The following is a 22627-nucleotide window of genomic DNA, read 5'->3' on the forward strand; positions in this document are numbered from 1 at the left end:
CCCTGGCCGCGAGCGGCTCGGACGGGCCTCCGCCAGCCGTGCCGAGCCCAGCGGGCCCGGCGGCCGTACCCGACCCGTCCGGGGCGCCGCCCGGCGTGCCGAGTCGGCCCGGCCTACCGGCTCCGGTGCCGTCGCCGGCCACCTCCGACGAGCCGGGAGACCCCGGCGTGCCGGGCAGGCCGGACGAGCCCGGCCCCCCGGGTGTACCGGGTAGGCCGGACGAGCCGGGGCCGACCACGGGTGGTGCGCCGGGCGTTCCGGGGCGACCGGGCTCCCCGACGATCGAGCCGAGCCCGTCCGGGCCGAGCACGGGGCCCAGACCCGCGAGGTGATCGGGCCCGGTCCGACCGAGGTGATCTCCACGCCTCGGTCGGACCGGCCCGGACGCCCACGTCGGCGGAGATTCCGGTCACTACGACCGAACGCGTGTCACCGCCCCGCGCTCATTGACCACCTACCAATGGTTGGTGGCCGACCCGGGGTTTGCCAACGCCGTCGCCACCGCCCCACTCTTGGGCCATGACCGAGCACGACGGCCGAGCGGCCCAGGGCCAGCGATGACCACCGCCATGGCCCGGGTGCCCGACTCCCTGCGGGGGCAGATCGTCACGCCCGGCGACCGCCGGTACGCGCAGCTTCGCTCGACGTACACGACGACTGCCTCGCCGGCCGCCGTGCTGCTGCCGAAGACCACCGCGCAGGTGATCGACGCGATCCGGTACGCGCGGGAGCAGCGACTGCCGATCGCCGTGCGCAGCGGCGGGCACGGCCTGTCCGGAGCCTCCTCCAACAACGGCGGCGTCGTGATCGACCTGTCCCTGCTCAACCGGGTGCGGGTGCTCGACGAACGGGCCGGACTGGTCCGGGTCGAGGCCGGCGCCCGCTGGGCGAACGTCGCGACGGCGCTTGCCCCGTACGGCCTGGTGGTCAGCTCGGGCGACTACGGCGGTGTCGGCGTCGGTGGGCTGGCCACCGGCGGCGGCGTCGGCTGGCTGGTACGCGCCCACGGCCTCACCATCGATCGCATCCGCGCGGTGGAGGTCGTGCTCGCGGACGGGACGCTGGTACGCGCCGACGCGGCGCACGAAGCGGAGCTGTTCTGGCTGGTCCGGGGTGCCGGCGCAGGGGCCGGTGTCGTGGTGGCGTTCGAGATCGAGGCCGCCGAGCAGCGCAACGTCGGCGTGGCGCAGCTGGTCGTCGAGGCGCACCCGGACGGCCGTACCGTCCGCGAGTGGGCGAGCTTTCTGGCGCAGGCCCCCCGGGAGCTGTCCGCCGCCGCCGTGCTGTTCGCCGAGGGCCGCTCGACGCTCATGTCCGTCACCGCAGTGGTGGCCGCGGAGAGCCTGCGCCGCGTCCGGCCCGTCGTGGAGCCGCTGCTGGCCATCGGGAAGGTGCTCGAACACCGCAGCGACCTGCTGCCCTACCCGACGCTGGTGCCGACCGCGCACCTGCATCCGAACGTCGGGCAGCAACGGGGTACGACCACCAACGGCCTGTTCGCCGAGCTGGACCCGGGCGTCGCGCGAGCGGTCACGCGGGCGACCACCGGTCCGGGCCGGGCGGTGATCCAACTGCGCTCGGTCGGCGGGGCGGTCAACGATGTCGCCGCCGCCGCGACGGCCTACCCGCACCGGCACCAGAACACCCTGGTCATCGCCTCGACGTTCCCACCGCTGGGCGGCGCGGCGTTGGACACCGCCTGGCGGGCCGTCGGCGCGCGAGCCGACGGCGAGTACGTCAACTTCGAGAGCCGACCAGGCCCGGCCGCGTTCGCCCGGATCTACCCGGGCGAGACCGGCGCCCGGGTGCGCCGGCTGTGGAAGCGGTACGACCCGGACGGCGTGTTCCGCTCGCCCCTGCTGGCCGGGCAGTCCACGCGGTCGGGGCAGTCGAACCGGTCCGGCCAACCCGCCCGGTCCGGGCAGCGGTCCGGCCAGCCGCACCGTCGCCGCCGCTGAGCGGTGCCCGGGCCGGCAGTGCGCGGCCGGCCCGCCGCGCACACGCCCAGGTCCGATTCCCGCCAGCCGAGGGCCCGACCAGCGGGGCACCATAGGTGACGTGGAGATGGACTTCGAACGGTGCTACCGCGCGGTGGACAGCCGGGACCAGCGGTTCGACGGCTGGTTCTACACCGGCGTGACGTCGACCGGGATCTACTGCCGGCCGTCCTGCCCGGCGACCACCCCCAAGCGGCAGAACGTCCGGTTCTTTCCGTCGGCCGCGGCCGCGCAGGGCGCCGGGTTGCGCGCCTGCCGCCGCTGCCGGCCGGATGCCGCACCCGGCTCGCCACAGTGGGACGTCCGCGCCGACGTGGTCGGCCGGGCGATGCGACTGATCGCCGACGGGGTGGTCGACCGGGACGGCGTGCCGGGGCTGGCCGCCCGCCTCGGCTACACCGAACGGCACCTGCACCGGATGTTGCGCGCCGAGATGGGTGCCGGGCCGCTCGCGCTGGCCCGGGCCCAGCGGGCGCAGACCGCCCGGATCCTGATCGAGACGACCGGCCTCGGCATGGCCGAGATCGCGTTCGCCGCCGGGTTCGGCAGCGTGCGGCAGTTCAACGACACGGTCCGCGAGGTGTACGCGAGCGCACCGTCCGAGCTGCGGACGGCCCGTGGTCGGCACCTGGCGGCGGTCGGGGCGGGAACCATCACGCTCCGGCTGGCGTACCGTCCGCCGCTGCACGCCCGAGCGCTGCTGGACTTCCTCGCGCTGCGCGCGCTGCCCGGGGTGGAGGAGGTGCGCGACGGGACGTACCACCGGGGGTTGCGATTGCCGCACGGCGCCGGCCAGGTGGCGCTGACCCCGGCGGACGGGCACGTGGCGGCGACGCTGCGCCTGGCCGACCTGCGCGACCTCGCGCCGGCGGTGGCCCGCTGCCGACGCCTGCTCGATCTGGACGCGGACCCGGTCGCGGTCGACGCCACGCTCGCGGCGGACCCGGCGCTGGCCCCGGTGGTGGCCGCCGAGCCCGGCATCCGCGTCCCCCGCGCGGTCGACGGCTTCGAGATGGCCGTCCGCGCGATCATCGGCCAGCAGGTCTCGGTGACGTCCGCGCGAACAACCCTCACCCGCCTCCTGACCGCCCGCGCTGATCATGAAGTTGTTGCCTCCGACGACGGCGTGTCGCGACAACAACTTCATGATCAACGGACTGACCTGCGGGGGTTTCTCAGCCCTGAGGAGGTTCTGGCCCTTCCGGATGCCGCCTTTGGGATGCCTCTTCGGCGGCGGGAGACCATTCGTGGGCTCGCCCTCGCCGTGGCGGACGGGACCGTGGACCTGGCGCCGGGTGGGGACCGGGAGGAGACCGTACGGCGGCTGCTCGCGCTGCCCGGCATCGGCCCGTGGACCGCCAGTTACCTCGCCCTGCGCGCCCTCGGCGACCCGGACGTCCTCCTCGACACCGACCTCGCGATCCGCCGCGGCGCAGCAGCGCTCGGCCTGCCCGACACGACCCTCACGGCGCACGCCGAACGGTGGCGCCCCTGGCGGTCCTACGCCACGATCAGACTCTGGAGAGCGGCATGAGCATCGACAGCACCGTGCTGAGCACCCCGACCGGGCCGCTGAGCATCCTCGCCGGCAGCGACGGCGAGGTCCTGGCGGCCGGTTTCACCCCCGACCCGGCGGCGCTGCTGCCCCTGATCCACCCGACCCTGCGGGCGCCGCTACGGCAACGCGCCGACCTCGGGCCGGCGACCGTGGCCGTCCGGTCCTACCTGGACGGCGACCTCGCGGCCATCGACTCGGTGCCGGTACGGCAGCACACCGGCGGCGAGTTCATGGCGCACGCCTGGCAGGTGCTGCGGGAGGTTCCGCCGGGCACCCCGGTCACCTACACCGGGTACGCGGCGCTGGCCGGCCGGCCACCGGCGGTGCGCGCCGCGGCGGCGGCCTGTGCCCGCAACGCGGCGGCGCTCTTCGTACCCTGCCACCGGGTGCTGCGCACCGACGGCACGCTCGGCGGCTACCGCTGGGGGCTGGACGTGAAGAAGTGGCTTCTCGGTCATGAGCGGCGGTTGACGGCAAGCTGACAGCAGCATCGACACCTATTGACGCTACCGTCGGGTAGTGCCTGTGGAGAGCGACGGCGACCGGGCCGCCCCGGTCGCCGCGGGCCGCCACCCCGTGCACAACCTCTGGCGGCTGCGCCGCTACCTGCGCCCGTACGCCGCCGAGTTCGCCTGGTTGCTGGTCGCGGGCCTTGCCGGCACGGCCGCCGGGATCGCCGTACCGCTGGTGGTGCAGCGGGTGGTGGACGGGCCGGTGGCCCGGCACGAGCCCGCCGGCCTGCTCCAGCTCGGTGGCCTGGCGCTGCTGCTCGGCGTGATCGAGGCGGTGCTCATCTTCATCCGGCGGTGGGTGCAGTCCTCCTCGGCGGTGGGCATGGAGGCGGCGCTGCGCGCCGACGTGTACGCGCACCTGCAACGGCTGCCGGCCAGCTTCCACGACCGCTGGCAGTCCGGCCAACTGCTCTCCCGGATCACCAGCGACCTGTCGGTGATCCGCCGTTTCCTCTCGTTCGGTGTCTTCTTCCTGGTGCTCAACCTGACCACCTACGTGGTGGTGGTCCTGCTGCTGATCCATCTGCACACGGCGCTCGGGCTGCTGGTCGCCGCCAGCGCCGTGCCACTGCTGCTGATCACCCGCCGCTTCGGCCGGCATTACCACACCGCGTCGCGCCGGATGCAGGACCAGCAGGGCGACGTGGCGACGCTCGTCGAGGAGACCGCGCAGGGCCTGCGCACCATGAAGGCGTACGGCCGGGGGCCCGAGTTGGCGGCCCGCTTCGCCGCGGGGACCCGGACGCTGCACGACACCGGTGTGGGCAAGGGCCGGCTGCTGGCGAACACCGCGGCGCTGCTCGACCTGGTGCCCAACGTGACCCTGGGCGTGGTGCTGGTGGCCGGGGCTGCCGCCGCCGCGCAGGGCGTGCTCACCATCGGCGAACTGGTGGCGTTCGCCAGCCTCCAACTGATGCTCATCTGGCCGGTGCAGTCGCTGGGCTGGATCATCGCCAACGGTCAGGAGGCGGCCACCGCCGCGGACCGCATCCAGGAGGTGCTGGACACTCCGCCGCAGATCGTGGACGCTCCGGACGCGCGCACGCTGGCCCGCGAGGCGATCCACGGCCGACTCCGCTTCGAACGGGTCGACTTCCGCTACCCGGGCGCCACCACCGCCGTACTGCACGGAATCGACCTGACCATCGAGCCGGGCGAGACGGTGGCCCTGGTCGGGGCCACCGGCTGCGGCAAGAGCACGCTGCTCTCCCTGGTGCCCCGGCTGCACGAGGTGACCGGCGGCCGGATCACCCTGGACGGGCACGACCTGCGCGAGCTGCGGCTGGCCTCGCTGCGCCGACTGGTCGGGGTGGCGTTCGAGGAGCCCACGCTCTTCTCCATGTCGGTGTGGGAGAACCTCACCCTGGGTCGCCCGGACGCCGACGACGACGAGGTCCGGGCCGCCCTCGCGCTGGCCCAGGCCGATTTCGCGTACGACCTGCCGTGGGGTCTGGCCACCCGGGTGGGTGAGCAGGGGTTGTCCCTCTCCGGCGGCCAGCGGCAGCGGTTGGCGCTGGCGCGGGCGGTGCTCGGCCGACCGGCGCTGCTGGTGCTCGACGACCCCCTGTCCGCCCTCGACGTGCACACCGAGGCGCTGGTGGAGGCGGCGCTGCGGCAGGTCCTGCGGGCCAGCACCGCGCTTTTGGTGGTGCACCGGCCGTCGACTATCGCGCTGGCCGACCGCGTCGCCCTGCTCGACGGTGGACGGATCTCCGCGATCGGCCGGCACTCCGAACTGCTGGCCAGCGTGCCCGCCTACCGGGCGTTGCTCGCCGCCGAGCCGCCGCCCGCGCAGCCGGCCGGCGCCACCAACCCGGAACTGGGGCACACCCGGGCGGCGGGGCCCGGCGCGTCCACCCCGGACGGCTGGGGGCTGGTGCGCTCGTGAACTCCCCGCAGCAGGTCGACCCGCCTCCCGCCGAGGAGCCGGAGCTGACCCGCTGGCGGGGAACGGCCACCGACCCGGAGGCCGACCGGAGTCGGGCCGAGGAGACCACCCCGGAGGCGGTGGCCCGGCTGCGCCGGCACAGTCGAGCCCTGCTGGCCCATCTGCTCCGCCCGCACCGGAGAGGGCTCGCCGCGGCGGTCGGCCTGCTGCTGGCGCAGAACGCTGCCGCGATGGCCGGTCCGTACCTGGTCATGGTCGGCATCGACCGGGCCATCGCGCCGCTGCGCGCCGGGAACGCGGTCCCGCTGGCCGCCGTCGGCGGCGCGTTCGCCGTCGCCGCCGTGACCGAGTACGCGGCCCGCCGCGGTTTCCTCACCCTCAGCGCCCGGATCGGCCAGGCGGTCCTCCTCGACCTGCGGCAGCGGGTGTTCGGGCACTTCCTGCGACTGTCGGTGGGCTTTCACGAGCGGTACACGTCGGGCCGGATGGTGTCCCGACTCACCAGTGACCTGGATTCGATCGCCGAACTGGTCGACGGCGGGATCGACAGCCTGGTGCTGGCCGCGTTGTCGATCCTGTCGGTGGCCGCCATCCTGCTCTGGCTGGACCTGCCGCTGGCCGCGGTGACGCTGTTCGCGTTCCCGTTCCTGTTCTACCTCTCCCGCTGGTTCGCGCGGGCCTCGGCCGGCGCGTACCGGCGGACCCGGGAGGCCGTGGCGCTGGTCATCGTGCACTTCGTCGAGTCGATGCGGGGTATCCGCGCGGTGCAGACGTTCCGCCGGGAGCCCCGCAACCAGCGGATCTTCGTGGCGCTCGGGGACGACTACCGGCGCACCAGCCTGCACGCGTTCCGGCTGATCGCCACGTACTCGCCGGCGATCAAGCTGATCGGCAACGTCACGGTCGCGGTCGTGCTCTGCTACGGCGGATGGCGGGTGCTCGGCGGGCGGACAGAGGTCGGTGTGCTCGCCGCGTTCCTGCTCTACCTGCGCCGCTTCTTCGAGCCGATGCAGGAGCTGAGCCAGTTCTACAACTCGTTGCAGTCGGCGACGGCGGCGCTGGAGAAGCTGGCCGGGGTGCTCGACGAGCGGCCTGCCGTGGCCGAACCCGCCCGGCCGGTGTCGCTGCCGACCGGCCCCGGTCACGGTGAGCTGACCTTCCGGGGCGTCTCCTTCGGCTACCGCGCCGGCACGCCCATCCTCGCCGGGCTGGACCTGACCGTGCCGGCCGGGCAGACGGTGGCGCTGATCGGGCCGACCGGCGCGGGCAAGTCGACCATCGCCAAGCTGGTCGCCCGGTTCCACGACCCGGACGCCGGCGCGGTCCTGCTGGACGGGATCGACCTGCGCGAGGCGGCCGACGCCGACCTGCGCCGCGCGGTGGTGCTGGTGACCCAGGAGAACCACCTGTTTAGCGGCACCGTCGCGGAGAACATCCGGTTCGGCCGGCCGGACGCCGACGACGCCGCCGTGCGGGCCGCCGCCGAGGCGATCGGCGCGCACGACTTCATCGCCGCGCTGCCCGACGGGTACGCGACGCAGGTGCACCGGCGCGGCGGGCGGCTCTCCGCCGGGCAGCGGCAGCTGGTCGCGTTCGCCCGGGCGTTCCTGGCCGACCCGACCGTGCTGATCCTCGACGAGGCGACGTCGTCACTGGACGTGCCGACCGAACGGCTCGTGCAGCGGGCGCTCGGCACCATCCTGCGGGACCGCACCGCGCTGGTGATCGCGCACCGGCTCTCCACTGTGGAGACCGCGGACCGGGTGCTCGTCCTCGACGGCGGGCAGGTCGTCGAGGACGGCCCACCGGCCGTGCTGGCCGCCACCGACGGTCGCTACGCGGCGCTGCACCGGCAGTGGCGCGACTCGCTCGTGTAGAGCCGGCGATGCGCAAGTCCGTGGCTCGACACCCTGCTGATGCCTACGATCGGCAGATGACCGATACGGCGAGGACGGCCCGCGCCGGCGTTCCCGAGCGTCCGAGTCTGGACGGGCTCGAGGAGCGCTGGGCGCACCGCTGGCAGGAGGAGGGCACGTACGCGTTCGACCGCTCGAAGAAGCGTGTTGACGTGTACGCCATCGACACCCCGCCGCCGACCGTATCGGGCGAGCTGCACATGGGGCACGTCTACTCGTACACGCACACCGACACCGTCGCCCGCTACCAGCGGATGCGCGGCAAAGCCGTGTTCTACCCGATGGGCTGGGACGACAACGGCCTGCCCACCGAACGTCGGGTGCAGAACGTCTACGGGGTGCGCTGCGACCCCGCCCTGCCGTACGACCCGGTGTGGCGGCCCCCGGCCACCCCGATCGACGAGGCCGCGCGCCGCGACCCCACCCCGATCTCGCGGCGCAACTTCATCGAGCTGTGCGAGCGACTGACGGTCGCCGACGAGCAGGTCTTCGAGGCCCTCTGGCGGCGACTCGGGCTCTCGGTGGACTGGTCGCTGACGTACACGACGATCGGTCGGGTGGCCCGCGCCACCAGCCAGCGGGCGTTCGTGCGCAACCTGCTGCGGGGTGAGGCGTACCAGGCGGAGGCGCCGACGCTGTGGGACGTCGGCTTCGCCACCGCGGTCGCCCAGGCCGAGCTGGAGGACCGGGGGCGCCCCGGCGCCTACCACCGGCTGCGGTTCACCGGGCCGGGCGGGCGCGAGGTGCTCGTCGACACCACCCGGCCGGAGCTGTTGCCGGCCTGCGTCGCGCTGGTCTGCCACCCCGACGACGAGCGGTACGCCGACCTGGTGGGTCAGACGGTGCGCAGCCCGCTGTTCGACGTCGAGGTGCCGGTGTACGCCCATCCGCTCGCCGACCCCGCCAAGGGCACCGGCATCGCCATGGTCTGCACGTTCGGCGACCTGAGCGACGTCACCTGGTGGCGGGATCTCGACCTCGACACCCGGGTGGTCATCGGCCGCGACGGTCGGCTGCTTCCGGAGCCGCCGGCCGGGGTGCCCGCGGCGCCGTACGCGGCGCTGGCCGGGCGTACCGTCAACGGCGCCCGCCGGGAGATCGTCGGGATGCTCGCCGACGCCGGTGACCTGATCGGCGAGCCACGCCCGATCACCCACCCGGTCAAGTTCTACGAACGCGGCGACCGGCCACTGGAGATCGTCTCGACCCGCCAGTGGTATCTGCGCAACGGCGGGCGGGACGCCGACCTGCGGGCGACGCTGCTGGCCCGGGGCGCGGAGCTGCACTGGGTGCCGGCGCACATGAAGCACCGCTACGACAACTGGGTGAGCGGCCTGACCGGGGACTGGCTGGTCAGTCGGCAGCGCTTCTTCGGCGTGCCGGTGCCGGTGTGGTACCGGCTCGACGACGCTGGCGAGCCGGACTGGTCCCACCCTCTCACGCCCGACGAGTCCGCGCTGCCAGTCGACCCGTCCAGTGATCCGGCGCCCGGCTACGACGAGTCGCAGCGCGGCCAACCGGACGGTTTCCTCGGCGACCCGGACGTGCTGGACACCTGGGCCACGTCGTCGCTGACCCCGCAGATCGTCGGTGGCTGGGAGACCGACCCGGCCCTGTTCGCGCAGGTCTTTCCGATGGACCTGCGCCCGCAGGGTCAGGAGATCATCCGGACCTGGCTGTTCGACACCGTGGTCCGATCGCACTTCGAGCACGGGGTGCTGCCCTGGCGGGACACCGTGCTGTCGGGCTGGATCCTCGACCCGGACCACAAGAAGATGGCCAAGTCCAAGGGCAACGTGGTCACCCCGCTGGCGCTGCTGGAGCAGCACGGCTCGGACGCGGTGCGCTACTGGGCGGCCAGCGGCAAGCCCGGCATGGACCTGGCCTTCGACCCGGCGCAGATCAAGGTCGGCCGGCGGCTGGCCACCAAGCTGCTCAACGCGTCGAAGTTCGCGCTCGGCCTGGGCGCCGGGGACGCGTTGCGCGCACCGGCGACCGCCCCGCTGGACCGGGCCATGCTCGCCGAACTGGCCACCGTGGTCAGCGCCGCGGGCACCGCCTTCGACTCCTACGACCACACGGCCGCGTTGCAGGCCACCGAGTCGTTCTTCTGGCGCTTCTGCGACGACTACATCGAGTTGGTCAAGGAGCGGGCGTACGGCACCGGAGCGGCTGCCGACTCGGCGCGGGCCGCGCTGGCCTGCGCGCTGTCGGTGCAGCTACGGCTGTTCGCCCCGGTGCTGCCGTACGTCACCGAGGAGATCTGGTCGTGGTGGCGGTACGGGTCGGTGCACCGCGCGCCCTGGCCCACCACCTACGAGGTGGCCCGGACGATCGAGGGGACGGGAGAGCCGGCGCTGCTGCGGCTCGCCGGTGACGCGTTGGGCCAGGTGCGGCGGGCCAAGTCGGAGCGGAAGCTGTCCATGAAGGCGGAGGTGCCGTTGGCCGAGGCACTGGGCCCGGCGGCGCTGCTGGAGCAGCTCACCCTGGTCGCCGACGACCTGCGCGCGGCCGGTCGGATCGGCAAGCTCGACCTGCTGCCCGACCGCACCCCGGAACTCGTCATCGCCTGCGCCTTCTGACCGAAGTCCGCCGCCGCCCGCACCGACCGGCGGCGGCGGCGGACCGGTCGTTCACCAGCCGCGCAGGAAGCGCAGGCCGAGCAGGATGGCCGCCACGGCGGGGCCGACCAGCAGGGTGATCGCCTGGAGGCGGTACGGCATCCGATGCCGGGTCAGCTCGCCCGCGTTGCCCAGCACGATCGCCCCGGCCAGCATCAGGAACACGCCCCACCAGCCCGTCTCCAGGTGGATGAGACGGATGTGGATCAGTTGCAGGGTCACACCGAGCAGCGCGCCGGTGAGCGCGAGCAGCGCCACCGCGCGGTGCAGGCCACGGGCCAGGGGGTGGGCGGCCCGCCAGCCGTACGTGCCGGCGACCGCCAGGCAGGGCAGCACCACCAGCAGCGGCCAGCCCTGCCCCATCGCCCCGAACATCAGCAACGCACCCACCACGAACACCAGCGTGCCGACGCAGGCGATGACGTACCCGGCGAAGGCCCGACCGCCGCCGCGGGCCAGCAACGGCCCGCCGCTGGCCGCGATCAGCGCGGCCGGGATCAGGATGAAGCCGGCCCACCAGTGGAACCGGCCGCTGCCCTGGGCGGCCGTCGCGACCGTCGCGCACGCCAGCCCGGCGACCGCCAGGCTGGTGAGCCACGGCCGGCTGCTCCGCGAGTACGGCTCAGCCAACGATGTCCACTCCGCTTCGACGCTCACACCAGTCAGCCTGGGCCCCGGCACCCCGGCCGGTCCATCCGGCCAGCCCTACCCGTTGCGGGAGGCTGGCCGGAACCGTACCCCGCATGTGCCTCAGCTCGTCTCGCCGGCCACGCTGAACGAGCGCAGGCGGTCGATCGCCAGCACGGTGAAGCCGACACTGACCAGCGCGGTCATCACGGAGGCGACCGGCACCGACACGGTGGTCTCCAGCAGCCCGCTGGGGGCGAGCCGGTCGGCGAGGGCGATCACGTACTGCTGGATGGAGAGCACCTTCGTGCCGCTGACGAAGTTGCCCAGCAGCCCCTCCCAGATGAGCACGTAGACGAGGCCGAGCAGCACCGGACGCCGGGTGACGAGGCTGAGCGCGAGGAACAGCGCCGAGTACGCCAGCGCGCCGAGCGCCGCCGCGAACGCCAGGGCCAGACCGAGGCGTACCGAATCGGCCAGCACGCCCGCGACGTAGAGCGGCACCGCGACGGTGGCTGCGGTGACCCCGGCGGCGACCGCGAGCTTCGGCAGCACGATCTGCCAGCGCGGCAGCGGCTTGGTCAGGATGTGCACGACGGTGCCGTCGTCGATCTCCGCGCCCAGCACGCCGGTGCCGATGATCAACGCAACCACCGGCAGCACCACCGCCAGGCCGAGGCCGACCAGCACCGGCGGCCCCCACTCGCCCGGGTCCACGCCCAGCGACCGGCAGAGGATGGCCAGCCCGAGCAGCACCAACGGCAGCGGGAGCAGCAGCAGGAACCGGCGCCGGCCGAACAGCCCGCGCGCGGTGATCCAGGTAATGGTCGACATGTTCTCAGGCCTCCACCAGGTAGGAGAAGACGCTCTCCAGGGACTCGTCGGACGGCACCAGCTGGCGCACCCGGATGCCCTTGTTCAGGGCGATCCGGGGCAACGCCCGGGTGAAGGCGCCGTAGTCGCCGGCGCGTACGGTCAGGCCGGTGCGGTCCAGCTCGACGCCACTCACCGACGCCTCGGCGATCAGGGCCACGGCCAGCGCCCGATCGTCGGTGGAGCGCACCGCGAAGACGTGCGGGCGGTTGGTCATCAGCCGACGGATGGTCCGAAAGTCACCGGAGGCCGCCAGTCGACCGGCCACCATCACCTGCACCGTCCCGGAGACCTGCTCGACCTCCTCCAGGATGTGCGAGCTGAACAGGATCGTCCGGCCGGCGTCGCCGAGGGTGTGCAGCAGATCCATCATGTGCAGCCGCTGACGCGGGTCCATGCCGTTGAACGGCTCGTCGAGCAGCAGCACCTGCGGGTCGTGCACCAGCGCCGCGGCCACCCGGGCTCGCTGGCGCATGCCCTTGGAGTACGTGCCGATCCGGCGGTCCTGCGCCGACTCCAGCTCCACCAGGTCGATGGCCCGTCGCGCCGCCGCCGCCGGGTCGGCCAACCGGTGCAGCTTCGCGCTGGCGAGCACGAACTCGTACGCGGTCAGGAAACTCTGCACCGCCTCCCGCTCGCTGACCAGCCCCAGCCGGCGGTAGACGTCGGGGTTGCGCCAGGTCGGCTCGTCGTCGAGGGTCACCGTGCCGCGCGACGGGGCGAGGAACCCGGCCATCATGTGCAGCAGCGTGGTCTTGCCGGCGCCGTTCGGACCGAGCAGACCGGTCACGCCCGGCCCGAGGGCCATGCTGATGTCGTTGACGGCCACCACGTTGCCGTACCACCGGGACACCCCGGTCAGGCTCAGCGTGCTCATCAGGAGGCGACCTTCCGGTAGCGGGCCAGCAGGAGGGCGGTCGCGCCGGCGACCAGCAGCACCGCGACCAGGGCGTAGACCGGGCCGAAGTCGCCGATCATCATCTCGCCCGGATCGCCCTCGACCAGCAGGTCACCCAGCGACCAGATGCCCACCCCCTGCACGAGGGTGGAGGGCGAGGCCAGGCCGGCCAGTTCGTTGGCCGTGTTCGACGGCAGGATGCTCAGCACGCCCACGATCGGCGTGGTCATCAAAAAGACCGCGACCACCCCGCCCGCGGCGAAGGCGCGCTTGCCGGTCAGCGAGGCGACCAGCAGCCCGACCGAGGCGAAGACCACCGCCCACAGGCCGGCGTAGAGCAGGCCGGGAAGCAGGTCGAGCAGTTCGTTCCAGACCCCGCGCATGCCCTGCTTGGTGGTGAACGCGGCACCCAGGAACATCACCAGCTGCGGCCCGCCGAGCAGCAGCCAGAGGCCGGTGACCAGCGCCAGCAACTTGGCGAGCGCGTAGTCGGCGCGGGGCAGCGGCCGGGAGAAGTACAGCGGCAGCACACCGCTGCGCAGGTCCCGGGAGACCAGCTCCGGCGCGGCCACCGCGACGAAGAACAGGACCAGCCAGCTCATCGCGTCGGCGAACTGGGCGTACGTGGCGACCGGCTCGCCGAGCTGGCTGCGGACGGCGGCCAGGGCCACCGCGACCAGGGTGACGATGCCGACCACCAGCCACGGGAAGATCTTGGCCTTGGCGCTGCGCCCGAACCCGAAGATGGTGCGCAGCCCGTGCAGGTAGAGCGCGCCGAAGACGTGCCGACGGCCCAGCCGTGGGCCCTCGTAGCGCTGATAGCCGATGTCGTGGATGACGCCGGTCGGTGTGGGCCGCACGGCGGCGGATGACAGCTCAGGCATGGGTGAGCTCCCTCGTGGCGAAGAGTTCGGCCACCCGGTGCCGGCGCTGGTCCAGCCGGTGCAGCGGCAGGTCCAGTTCGGCGACCGCGCCGAGGATCAGGTCGTAGGTGCTGTCGTCGGCGAGCGGTACGAGCAGCAACCGGCCGTCCCGCGCCACCGGCAGGTCGAGCGCCGCGAGCCGGGCGGCCAACTCCTCGGTGCCCTCGCTGACCTCGACGGCCAGCACGTCGGTGGCCGAGGTCATCGCGGAGATGTGATCCGCACGCAGCAGCCGGCCACCGTCGATGGCGATCAGCGTGTCGCAGATCCGCTCGACCTCGCCGAGCAGGTGTGAGCACACCAGCACGGAGATGCCGAACTCGGTGCCGATCCGGTGCACCAGCGCCAGCATCGCGTCCCGACCGGCCGGGTCCAGCCCGTTGGTCGGCTCGTCGAGCAGCAGCAGGTCCGGGTCGTGCACCAGCGCCTGGGCCAGCTTGACCCGCTGCTTCATGCCGGTGGAGTAGCCGCCGACCGGGCGGTAGCGCTCCTCGTAGAGCCCGACGTGGCGCAGCGCCTCCGAGGCGCGCTCGCGGGCCGCGGTGCGCGGCAGGCCACTCATCCGGCCGAGGTGGGTCACCAGCTCGGCGGCGGACAGGTCCGGTGGGAGGCAGTCGTGCTCGGGCATGTAGCCGACGCGGGCACGGACCGCCGCCGGTTCGGTGGTCGGGTCGATGTCGAGCACCGAGACCTGACCGCTGGTCGGGGCGATCAGGCCGAGCAGAATCTTGATCAAGGTGGATTTGCCGGCGCCGTTCGCGCCCACCAGGCCGATGATCCCGGGCTCGACGGCGACGGTGAGGTCGGTGAGCGCGGTGACCCGACCTCCGTACGTCTTGGTGAGCGACTGGGTCGCGATCAGTGTCACGACGCCAGCGTAGGGAGTCGATGCCCCGCACCGACACCGGCGCGCCCCCGGTGCTCCCCTGATCCTCGCGGCGACCCACCCCTAAGGTCCGCCGACGGCGACGATGAACGTTTGCGCCGGTCGTGCGTTCGGCCAGACCCCGCTGCCGGAAAGTCCCCTGCCGGGTGGCACGATTCACTTCCCGTTCACCGGGCAGTGTTCCGGGGGATATTCGACCGCCAAAGCGGAAGGATCGTGATGGTCGAGGTTGGCGTCCCCAAGGTGAGTGTCGTGGTGCCCGCGTACAACTGCGGCCCCCACATCGAGAAGCTGGTGGCGTCGCTGCTGCGCCAGTCGCTACCGGCCGACGAGTTCGAGGCGATCTTCGTCGATGACGGATCGACCGACGACACGGGCAAGCGGCTGGACCGGCTGGCGGCCGAGCACCCGCACATCCACGTGGTGCACATCGAGAACTCGGGCTGGCCGTCGCGCCCGCGCAACCTCGGCATCGAGCGGGCCCGCGGCGAGTACGTCTTCTTCGCCGACGACGACGACTGGTTCGCCGACCAGGCGCTGGAACGGCTCTACGACTGCGCGAAGACGTACGACGCGGATGTGGTGATCGGCAAGATGGCCGGGCACGGGCGCGGCGTGCCCCGGGAGCTGTTCCGCAAGAACCGCTTCGACGCCACCCTGGCGAACGCCCCGCTGATCGACAGCCTGACCTGCCACAAGCTGTTCCGCCGCTCCTTCCTCAACGAGCACGGGCTGCGGTTCCCGGAGGGCGGCAAGCGGCGGCTCGAGGACCACTCCCTGGTCGTACGGGCCTACTTCCTGTCCCGCCGCACCTGCGTGCTGTCCGACTACACCTGCTACCACCACGCGCAGCGGGGCGACGCCCGCAACGTCACCGCGGCGCGGCTGGAGCCGTCGAGCTACTTCGCGAGCGTGCGCGACGCGCTGGACATCGTCGACGCCCACACCGAACCGGGACCGCTGCGCGACCGGCTGCACCGGCGGTGGCTGCGCAACGAGATGATCAACCGGCTGCGCGGCAAGCGACTGCTGGAGGCTCCCCACGACTGGGTGGACCAGGTCGCCGCCGAGGTCCAGAAGATCATCCAGGAGCGCTTCGCTCCCGGGGTAGCCGGCGGCCTGCCGCCGCTGCAACGGGCCGTGGCGTACCTGACCGAGCGGGGCCGGGTCGAGGACCTGCGGCGGCTGGCCCGGTGGGAGGCGGGCATCGCCGGGCACGGCCGGATCGACGAGCTCCAGCCGGACGAGCACGCCGTCACGGTCACCGTTGCCGCCGAGCTGCGCTCCGCGGACCAGCCGATCGGGTTCCGCGCCGACGACGGGCGCGACGTGCTGGTGCTTCCGGTCGGTGAGATCTCCCCCGACGTGCTCGACTCCACCGCGCAGGTCCGCAAGGCCCGCCTCGACGTGGTCGCCCGCCGCCGGGAGACCGGCGACGAGATCTTCCTGCCGGTGCAGTTCCAGACCGAGCGGGTCGCCGGTCCCGGCGGCGCGGAGACCGTCCACCTGGTGCACCGCGCCACCACCACGATCGACTTCCGCGCCCTCAACGGCGGTCGTACGCGGGGCAGTTGGCTCCTCAAGGCACGGATCACCAACGCCGGATGGACCGAGGACGCGCGGCTGCCGCTGCTCTTCATCTGCCCGGCCGACGGCGCGCCTCCGCGGATCCGCGACGAGCGAAAGGTCTGGAACTGGCTGCGGTCCGCGGTGGGTCGCCGGGTCCGTCGCTGACCCGACCGTCCGGGTCGTGGAGTGGCGGCCTCGACCGATCGGCGGTCGGCTGCGAAACTGTGTGCCGGTCAGCGAGTGGGGGGTGTGGATGAGCAACGGCTGGGTGCTGCCCGACGAGGTGCTCCGGGACGCGCCGGCGTACACGCCGCGTCCCGGTGAGCTCGCGGATCTGGAGCTGCTGCTGACCGGCGCGTACGCCCCCCTGATCGGCTTCATGACCCGCGCCGACCTGGTGTCGGTGAGCCGACGCGGCCGGCTGGCCGACGGCACGCCGTGGCAGGTTCCGGTGACCCTGCAGGTGCCGGCCGCGCTGGCGCAGGGCTTCGACCCGCGCGATGAGGCCCGCCGGGCCCTGGTGCTGACCGACGGCGAGGGGGCGCCGGTCGCCGCCCTGGACGTCGCGGACGTCTGGCCGGTACGCGAGGGCGTGGCGGGCCTGGGTGGCCAGCTCCGCCGGCTCGGCGAGGGCGGTCACGGCCCGTTCCAGCGGTTGCGGCGCAGCCCGGAGGAGGTCCGCGCGCTGCTGCCTCCGGGTCGGGTGCTCGGGGTCATCGCCGACCGTCCGCTGCACCGGCCGCAGCTCGCCCAGATCGCGCACGCGGCCCGCACCCTGGCCGCGCACCTGCTGGTGATGATCCCGGTCGGCGAGGGCGGTGTCGGCGGGCTCGCACCGGAGGCGCTGGTGCGTACGATCTTCGCCGCCCGGGACCGGATGCCCCCGGCCACCCTGGTGGCCGTGCCGCTGTCGCATCGGCGGGAGGAGATCAGCGACGCGCTGCTGCGTGCGCGCGTCTCCGCCGCGTACGGGGTCACCCACCTGCTCTCGACCGGGGACATGCTCTCCGGCGCCGGGCTGCGGGTGCTGGTGCCGCGCGAGCTGGCGTACGACAACCGGGACGGGCAGTGGCGCTGGCGGGAGGACATCCCGCCGCGCAACCGCCGCCTCGCGCTCACCCAGGACGAGATCGACGACCTGCTCGACCGGGGCTTCCCGCTGCCGGAGTGGCACACGCCTCCGGCGGTGGCGAAGGAGTTGGCTCGGGCCCGGCCGCCGCGCCGGCACCGAGGGCTGGTGGTCTTCCTGACCGGCCTCTCCGGCTCCGGCAAATCCACCATCGCCCGGGGGCTGGCCGACGCGTTGCGGGAGAACGGCGACCGGACGGTGACCCTGCTCGACGGGGACGTGGTACGTCGGGAGCTCTCCGCCGGGCTGGGCTTCAGCAAGGCCGACCGGGATCTCAACGTCCGGCGGATCGGCTGGGTGGCGGCCGAGATCGCCCGGCACCACGGGGTGAGCATCTGTTGCCCGATCGCCCCGTACGCGGCCGCCCGCGCGACGGCGCGGGAGATGGCCCTGTCCGCCGGGGCGGGCTTCGTGCTGGTGCACGTCGCGACGCCGCTGGAGGTGTGCGAGCAGCGGGACCGCAAGGGCCTGTACGCGCGGGCCCGCGCCGGTCTGCTCACCGGCATGACCGGCATCGACGACCCGTACGAGGAGCCGACGGACGCGGACCTGGTGCTCGACACCACCCACCTGAGCGTCGCGGACGCGGTGCAGGCCGTGCTGCACCACCTGACCGAGAGCGGCTGGGTGGAGTTGAAGATCCAGTCGGCCTGAGGCGTCGTCCCACCCCTTTCCTTCCGCCGGTTCCGGGCACGCGCTAGTGTTCATCTTTGTTGGAACACGTTCGACCGCGTGAGAGTACGTGGACCCCTGGGAGGCACGGCTGATGCTCGCTCAGCAGCGGCAGTCGGCGATCCTGGATCGGGTCCGGTGCGCCGGTGGCGTTCGGGTGACCGACCTGGCGACCGAGTTCGGCGTCTCCGACATGACCATTCGCCGCGACCTGGAGGCCCTGCACGAGCGCGGCCTGCTGGCCAAGGTGCACGGCGGCGCCACCGCGACCGGCCCCAGCTCGACCGACGAGCCGGGCTTCCACGCCAAGTCGGTCCGGCAACTGCCGGAGAAGGCCGCGATCGCGGACCGGGCGGCGCGGCTCGTGCGGCCCGGTGCGGCGGTCGCCCTCTCCGCCGGCACCACCACCGCCGAACTGGCCCGCCGACTGGTGGACGTTCCCGGCCTGACCGTGGTGACCAACTCGCTGCCGGTGGCCGAGATCCTGCACGCCGGAGGCCGGCCCGATCAGACGGTGGTGCTCACCGGCGGCGTACGGACACCGTCGGACGCGCTGGTCGGCCCGCTCGCGGTCGGCGCCGTCCGGCGGCTGCACCTCGACCTGCTCTTCCTCGGCGTCCACGGCATCACCGAGCGGGCCGGCTTCACCACGCCGAACCTCATGGAGGCGGAGATCGACCGGGCGCTGGTGGCCGCGGCGGACCGGCTGGTGGTGCTCGCCGACCACACGAAGTGGGGCACCGTGGGCATCTCCTCGATCGTCGAGCTGTCGGCAGCCCACGTGCTGGTCAGCGACGAGGCGTTGCCCCCGCCCGCACGACGGGTACTCGGCGAACAGGTGGGCGAATTGATCATGACAAAGGCAACAAGGGCGGGCCGCGCGACGCGCACGCCGACGAGTGAGGAGACGGCGACGTGAAGCGCACCGCGATCAACCTGGCCGACGGCCGGGAGCTGATCTACTTCGACGAGGACGACGACGCCGTCCGCGACCAGCCGGACCGCCGGGACCTGCCGCCACCGCCACCCGCGTCGCAACTGCGCTACGACCCGCTGACCGACGAGTGGGTGGCCGTGGCCGTGCACCGGCAGACCCGCACCTTCCTCCCGCCGGCGAACGAGTGCCCGCTCGACCCCTCGGTGGGCGACCGACTGACCGAGATCCCCGCTCCGGACTACGACGTGGTGGTCTTCGAGAACCGGTTCCCGTCGTTGAGTGGCCGCGTCGCCGACGAGCCCGGGGAGATCACCCCGTTCACGCCGGTCCGGCCGGGCCTGGGCCGGTGCGAGGTGGTCTGCTTCACCTCCGACCACAACGCCTCGTTCGCCAGCCTCCCGCCGCGTCGCGTCCGCACCGTGCTGGACGCGCTCGCCGACCGGACCGAGGTGCTCGGCGAGCTGCCCGGCGTGGAGCAGGTGTTCTGCTTCGAGAACCGGGGCGTCGAGATCGGCGTCACGCTGCACCACCCGCACGGGCAGATCTACGCGTACCCCTTCGTGACGCCGCGCACCCGGGCGCTGCTGGCCGCGGCCCGCCGGCACGCCGAGCGGACCGGCGGGGGCAACCTGTACGCGGACGTGCTGGCCGCCGAGCGCGCGGCCGGCGAGCGGGTGGTCACCGAGAACGAGCACTGGACGGCGTTCGTGCCGGCGGCGGCCCGCTGGCCGTTCGAGGTGCATGTCGCGCCGCGCCGCGTGGTGCCGGACATCCCGGCGCTCACCGACAGCGAGCGGGACGCCTTCGGGCCGCTCTACCTGGATCTGCTGCGCCGCTTCGACGGCCTGTTCGACATGCCGATGCCCTACATCGCGGCGTGGCACCAGGCGCCGGTGCGGATCGACCGCGAGCTGGGCCACCTGCACCTTCAGCTGTTCAGCATCCGACGGGCGAAGGACAAGCTGAAGTACCTGGCCGGCTCCGAGTCGGGGATGGGCGTCTTCATCAACGACATCTCCCCCGAGCGCGCCGCCGAACTGCTCCGCGCCGCCTGACCCTGGCGAGCCGGCAGAGCCGGCGTTCCGGGCCTGGCGGGAAACAGGGCGCGGGGGGCCCGGGACAGGGCCCCCCGCAGGGAAGGGACGGCTGGCTGTGCTCGACACAGCCGGGAAGGCTGGCTGATCGGCACGCATCCGCGGTCGACCGCGGTCAACCTTCCTTGGACGCGACTGGCATCTCGTCCACCCTGGTCAACGAGGCGCGCGAGGCCGGGTGACGCGGCAGGCGTGTCAGCCGGCGGACACGCCGGAGCCCGCCGGCGGGTGCCGACGGGCTCCGGCGCTGGTGCGGTCGAATCAGGCAGCGAGCCTGCGGGCCAGGTTCTCGTCGAGCGCGTTCATGAACTCGTCGGTGGTCAGCCACGGGGCGTCGCGCGAGATGAGCAGCGCGAGATCCTTGGTCATCTGGCCACCCTCGACGGTGTCGATGATGACCTGCTCCAGGGTGTTGGCGAACTCGGTCACCGCCGGCGTGCCGTCCAGCTTGCCCCGGTGGGCCAGGCCCCGGGTCCAGGCGTAGATCGACGCGATCGGGTTGGTCGAGGTCTTCTCGCCCTTCTGGTACTGCCGGTAGTGCCGGGTGACCGTGCCGTGCGCGGCCTCGGCCTCGACGGTACGGCCGTCCGGGGAGAGCAGGACCGAGGTCATCAGACCCAGCGAGCCGAAGCCCTGCGCCACGGTGTCGGACTGCACGTCACCGTCGTAGTTCTTGCAGGCCCAGACGTACCCGCCCTCCCACTTGAGCGCGGCGGCGACCATGTCGTCGATGAGCCGGTGCTCGTAGGTGAGGCCGGCGGCGTCGAACTCCGCCTTGAACTCGGTCTCGAACACCTCGGCGAAGATGTCCTTGAACCGGCCGTCGTACGCCTTGAGGATGGTGTTCTTGGTCGACATGTAGACCGGGTAGTTGCGGTCCAGGCCGTACCGGAACGAGGCCCGGGCGAAGTCCCGGATCGACTCGTCGTAGTTGTACATGCCCATGGCGATGCCGCCGCCGGGGAAGTTGGCGACCTCCATCTCCATCGGCGTGCCGCCGTCGGCCGGGGTGTAGGTGATGGTCACCGTGCCCGGGCCGGGGACGACGAAGTCGGTGGCCTTGTACTGGTCACCGTGGGCGTGCCGGCCGATGATGATCGGCTTGGTCCAGCCGGGGACCAGCCGCGGCACGTTGGACATGATGATCGGCTCGCGGAAGACGACGCCGCCGAGGATGTTGCGGATGGTGCCGTTGGGCGACCGCCACATCTTCTTCAGGCCGAACTCCTCGACCCGGGCCTCGTCCGGGGTGATGGTGGCGCACTTGACGCCGACGCCGTGCTCCTTGATGGCGTTGGCGGCGTCAATGGTGACCTGGTCGTCGGTCTCGTCGCGGTACTGGATCGACAGGTCGTAGTAGTGCAGGTCGACGTCGAGGTAGGGCAGGATCAGCTGCTCCCGGATCTGCTTCCAGATGATCCGGGTCATCTCGTCGCCGTCGAGCTCCACGACCGGGTTGTTTACCTTGATCTTCGCCATCGGCCGGCGCTCCTCTCGGGGGACACGTGCTCAAGCAGTACGAGCGTACTGCAATTGGGCCGGCAGCCCTCAGCCGGCCTCGACCGACCGGCGGAACCGGGCTGCACGACACAGCAGTTCCCTGACACCATCGCTCGATGCCACTTCGCCGCACCCTCGGGTCTATCACGGTTACCGCGCTCACCGACGGCGAGGGTGCCTTCTTCCAGCCCCGCGAAGAGGTGTTTCCGCACGCCACGGCGGCCCAGTGGCAGGAGGCCGACCGCCGCGACCCCGCCTCGGTCACCGCCGACGGGCGGTGGTGGCTGCCGTTTCGCAGCTTCGCGATCCGTTCGGGTGACGGGCCGGTGACCCTTGTCGACGCCGGGATCGGCCCGACCGACGCACCCGCCGCGAGCTGGGCGCCGGTGCCCGGTCGGCTGCCCGCCGAACTGGCCGCCGCCGGCATCGACCCGGCCGACGTCGACACGGTCGTGCTGACCCACCTGCACAGCGATCACATCGGCTGGGCGGTCACCGGCACACCGGGCCGCCCGTACTTCCCGAACGCCAGCTACCTGCTCCAGCGCACCGAACTGGAGGCGGCGGAGGCGATCAACCCCGGGCTGCCGGCCGGGCTGGTCGCGCCGTTGCGCGCCGCCGGCCAGCTCCGGGTGGTCGACGGCGAGACAACCCTGACCCCTGCGGTACGACTGCTGCCCACTCCCGGGCACACCCCCGGCCACCAGTCGGTGCTCCTGACAGCGGCCGACGAGCGAATGCTGCTCACCGGCGATCTCCTGGTGCACCTGGTGCAACTGATCGACCCCACCCTGGCGTACGCCCACGAGGTAGACCCCGACGAAGCGCGCGCCTCCCGCCTAACGGCCCTGCACACCCTCAACCCCACCCTGCTAGCCACCCCCCACCTCTCCACCCCCTTCACCCCCGCCCCCACCCACCCGTGTTGATCAAGAGGTTTGGGTCAGGAATCGCGGTCGTGGTGACGCAAAGCTCTTGATCAACGGGGTCGGGGTGGGGCGGGAGGGCGCGCCGGCTCTGCCGGCGC

17 protein-coding genes are annotated in these 22627 nt (G+C 72.8%); 11 read left to right on the forward strand and 6 right to left on the reverse strand.

The genetic code is table 11. The features are described 5' to 3' along the window. Positions 1 to 557 precede the first annotated feature (557 nt). From ABZU53_RS04280 to valS, 6 genes are all read left to right on the forward strand, one after another. A complete protein-coding gene (locus ABZU53_RS04280) occupies positions 558 to 1958 on the forward strand; it encodes an FAD-dependent oxidoreductase (protein ID WP_355063770.1) in 1401 nt (466 codons plus the stop codon). Positions 1959 to 2058: 100 nt separating this feature from the next. Next, positions 2059 to 3531, forward strand: a complete 1473-nt coding sequence (locus tag ABZU53_RS04285; protein WP_355063772.1) for an AlkA N-terminal domain-containing protein — start codon at positions 2059 to 2061, stop codon at positions 3529 to 3531. Further along, complete coding sequence (locus ABZU53_RS04290; protein ID WP_355063774.1) at positions 3528 to 4037, forward strand: methylated-DNA--[protein]-cysteine S-methyltransferase; 510 nt, start codon at positions 3528 to 3530, stop codon at positions 4035 to 4037. The genes ABZU53_RS04285 and ABZU53_RS04290 overlap by 4 nt, the downstream gene beginning before the upstream one ends. 37 nt (positions 4038 to 4074) lie before the next feature. After that, a complete protein-coding gene (locus ABZU53_RS04295) occupies positions 4075 to 5955 on the forward strand; it encodes an ABC transporter ATP-binding protein (RefSeq protein ID WP_355063776.1) in 1881 nt (626 codons plus the stop codon). Then, positions 5952 to 7832 carry an ABC transporter ATP-binding protein gene (locus ABZU53_RS04300; RefSeq protein WP_354857108.1) on the forward strand — a complete coding sequence of 627 codons (1881 nt, stop codon included), beginning with the start codon at positions 5952 to 5954 and terminating at the stop codon, positions 7830 to 7832. The genes ABZU53_RS04295 and ABZU53_RS04300 overlap by 4 nt, the downstream gene beginning before the upstream one ends. Positions 7833 to 7888: 56 nt before the next feature. Continuing rightward, the gene (gene valS, locus ABZU53_RS04305) at positions 7889 to 10453 is read left to right on the forward strand and encodes a valine--tRNA ligase (RefSeq protein ID WP_354857109.1); all 2565 of its coding nucleotides are present in this window, start codon (positions 7889 to 7891) and stop codon (positions 10451 to 10453) included. A 51-nt stretch (positions 10454 to 10504) separates the two neighbouring features. On the opposite strand, the gene ABZU53_RS04310 is transcribed toward valS, so the two are convergent. The 5 genes from ABZU53_RS04310 to ABZU53_RS04330 form a co-directional block, all read right to left on the reverse strand. Beyond that, complete coding sequence (locus ABZU53_RS04310; RefSeq protein ID WP_354857111.1) at positions 10505 to 11149, reverse strand: hypothetical protein; 645 nt, start codon at positions 11147 to 11149, stop codon at positions 10505 to 10507. A 93-nt stretch (positions 11150 to 11242) separates the two neighbouring features. Then, positions 11243 to 11953 (reverse strand): ABC transporter permease subunit, encoded by a 711-nt coding sequence (locus tag ABZU53_RS04315; protein ID WP_354857112.1) that lies wholly within the window; start codon positions 11951 to 11953, stop codon positions 11243 to 11245. A gap of 4 nt (positions 11954 to 11957) precedes the next feature. Continuing rightward, positions 11958 to 12869 (reverse strand): ABC transporter ATP-binding protein, encoded by a 912-nt coding sequence (locus ABZU53_RS04320; protein WP_354857113.1) that lies wholly within the window; start codon positions 12867 to 12869, stop codon positions 11958 to 11960. Next, positions 12869 to 13774, reverse strand: coding sequence for an ABC transporter permease (locus ABZU53_RS04325; protein WP_354857116.1), 906 nt, complete (start codon positions 13772 to 13774; stop codon positions 12869 to 12871). Before ABZU53_RS04325 ends, ABZU53_RS04320 begins: the two co-directional genes overlap by 1 nt. Next, the gene (locus tag ABZU53_RS04330; protein ID WP_354857119.1) at positions 13767 to 14681 is read right to left on the reverse strand and encodes an ABC transporter ATP-binding protein; all 915 of its coding nucleotides are present in this window, start codon (positions 14679 to 14681) and stop codon (positions 13767 to 13769) included. The genes ABZU53_RS04325 and ABZU53_RS04330 overlap by 8 nt, the downstream gene beginning before the upstream one ends. A gap of 237 nt (positions 14682 to 14918) precedes the next feature. On the opposite strand from ABZU53_RS04330, the gene ABZU53_RS04335 reads away from it, so the two are divergent. The 4 genes from ABZU53_RS04335 to galT all read left to right on the forward strand — a co-directional run bounded on the left by ABZU53_RS04335 (position 14919) and on the right by galT (position 20061). Further along, positions 14919 to 16433, forward strand: a complete 1515-nt coding sequence (locus ABZU53_RS04335; protein ID WP_355063778.1) for a glycosyltransferase family 2 protein — start codon at positions 14919 to 14921, stop codon at positions 16431 to 16433. A gap of 88 nt (positions 16434 to 16521) precedes the next feature. Next, entirely contained in the window at positions 16522 to 18051 is a 1530-nt protein-coding gene (gene cysC / locus ABZU53_RS04340) for an adenylyl-sulfate kinase (protein ID WP_355063780.1), read from the forward strand. A gap of 112 nt (positions 18052 to 18163) precedes the next feature. Beyond that, a complete protein-coding gene (locus ABZU53_RS04345) occupies positions 18164 to 18988 on the forward strand; it encodes a DeoR/GlpR family DNA-binding transcription regulator (protein ID WP_355063782.1) in 825 nt (274 codons plus the stop codon). Then, positions 18985 to 20061: a galactose-1-phosphate uridylyltransferase gene (galT, locus tag ABZU53_RS04350; RefSeq protein ID WP_354857127.1), complete on the forward strand. Its 1077-nt coding sequence runs from the start codon at positions 18985 to 18987 to the stop codon at positions 20059 to 20061. The genes ABZU53_RS04345 and galT overlap by 4 nt, the downstream gene beginning before the upstream one ends. Before the next feature lie 300 nt (positions 20062 to 20361). On the opposite strand, the gene ABZU53_RS04355 is transcribed toward galT, so the two are convergent. After that, positions 20362 to 21579 (reverse strand): NADP-dependent isocitrate dehydrogenase, encoded by a 1218-nt coding sequence (locus ABZU53_RS04355; RefSeq protein WP_355063784.1) that lies wholly within the window; start codon positions 21577 to 21579, stop codon positions 20362 to 20364. A 137-nt stretch (positions 21580 to 21716) separates the two neighbouring features. Between ABZU53_RS04355 and ABZU53_RS04360 the strand changes: the two genes are divergently transcribed. Next, positions 21717 to 22529 (forward strand): MBL fold metallo-hydrolase, encoded by an 813-nt coding sequence (locus tag ABZU53_RS04360; protein WP_355063786.1) that lies wholly within the window; start codon positions 21717 to 21719, stop codon positions 22527 to 22529. Positions 22530 to 22627: the final 98 nt, after the last annotated feature.

This window comes from Micromonospora sp. NPDC005194 (assembly GCF_040608335.1).
GTDB lineage: Bacteria > Actinomycetota > Actinomycetes > Mycobacteriales > Micromonosporaceae > Micromonospora.

What these genes read in the sequence shown, in the direction of transcription:
- ABZU53_RS04280 (WP_355063770.1), top strand. Translation starts at nt 558, where the DNA reads ATGACCACCGCCATGGCCCGGGTGCCCGACTCCCTGCGGGGGCAGATC.
- ABZU53_RS04290 (WP_355063774.1), top strand. Translation starts at nt 3,528, where the DNA reads ATGAGCATCGACAGCACCGTGCTGAGCACCCCGACCGGGCCGCTGAGC.
- valS (WP_354857109.1), top strand. Translation starts at nt 7,889, where the DNA reads ATGACCGATACGGCGAGGACGGCCCGCGCCGGCGTTCCCGAGCGTCCG.
- ABZU53_RS04315 (WP_354857112.1), bottom strand. Translation starts at nt 11,953, where the DNA reads ATGTCGACCATTACCTGGATCACCGCGCGCGGGCTGTTCGGCCGGCGC.
- ABZU53_RS04320 (WP_354857113.1), bottom strand. Translation starts at nt 12,869, where the DNA reads ATGAGCACGCTGAGCCTGACCGGGGTGTCCCGGTGGTACGGCAACGTG.
- ABZU53_RS04325 (WP_354857116.1), bottom strand. Translation starts at nt 13,774, where the DNA reads ATGCCTGAGCTGTCATCCGCCGCCGTGCGGCCCACACCGACCGGCGTC.
- ABZU53_RS04335 (WP_355063778.1), top strand. Translation starts at nt 14,919, where the DNA reads ATGGTCGAGGTTGGCGTCCCCAAGGTGAGTGTCGTGGTGCCCGCGTAC.
- cysC (WP_355063780.1), top strand. Translation starts at nt 16,522, where the DNA reads ATGAGCAACGGCTGGGTGCTGCCCGACGAGGTGCTCCGGGACGCGCCG.
- ABZU53_RS04345 (WP_355063782.1), top strand. Translation starts at nt 18,164, where the DNA reads ATGCTCGCTCAGCAGCGGCAGTCGGCGATCCTGGATCGGGTCCGGTGC.
- ABZU53_RS04355 (WP_355063784.1), bottom strand. Translation starts at nt 21,579, where the DNA reads ATGGCGAAGATCAAGGTAAACAACCCGGTCGTGGAGCTCGACGGCGAC.
- ABZU53_RS04360 (WP_355063786.1), top strand. Translation starts at nt 21,717, where the DNA reads ATGCCACTTCGCCGCACCCTCGGGTCTATCACGGTTACCGCGCTCACC.